The organism is Kytococcus sp. HMSC28H12 (assembly GCF_001816045.1).
In the GTDB taxonomy this organism is placed as follows: Bacteria; Actinomycetota; Actinomycetes; order Actinomycetales; family Dermatophilaceae; genus Kytococcus; species Kytococcus schroeteri.
Window position 1 is genome coordinate 1 of sequence record NZ_KV824692.1, and the last position, 588, is coordinate 588.

The following is a 588-nucleotide window of genomic DNA, read 5'->3' on the forward strand; positions in this document are numbered from 1 at the left end:
CCACGTCGATCCGCGCACGCGTGGCCCGCGGATGCTCACCGGAATGGTCGACCTGACCCGCGACCAGGACGGCCGGACCCGTGCCCGGCTGCTCGACCTCGTCCCGGGCCGTTCCGGCGCCGTGTACGGGGCGTGGCTCACTGACCGCGGGCAGGACTTCCGCGACGCCGTGCAGATCGCCACCCTGGACCCCTTCCACGGGTACAAGAACGCGATCGATGACCACCTCGCCGACGCGACCGCGGTCGTGGACGCCTTCCACGTCGTGAAGCTCGCCACCGCGTGCGTGGATGACGTCCGTCGCCGGGTCCAGCAGGACACCACCGGCCACCGCGGGCGCAGGGGCGACCCCTTGTACGGGATCAGGACCCTGCTGCGCGCTGGGGTCGAGAACATCTCTGACCGGCAACGAGCCCGCCTGACCGCGGCGTTCACCGCTCACGAGGCACACGTCGAGGTGGAGCTCGCCTGGCAGGTCGCCCAGGACGTCCGAGCCCTGTTCCACGCCCCCACCCCCACCGTCGGCAGGGCCGCCGCGCAGCGCCTGCTCGAGATCCTGCCGACCAGTCCCATCCGCGAGGTCAAACG

The 588-nt window shown here is 71.9% G+C and carries 1 protein-coding gene; it reads left to right on the forward strand.

From position 1 onward, the window contains the following. On the forward strand, window positions 1-588 hold a 588-nt coding region (locus HMPREF3099_RS11325; protein ID WP_141762157.1), incomplete at both ends, for a transposase.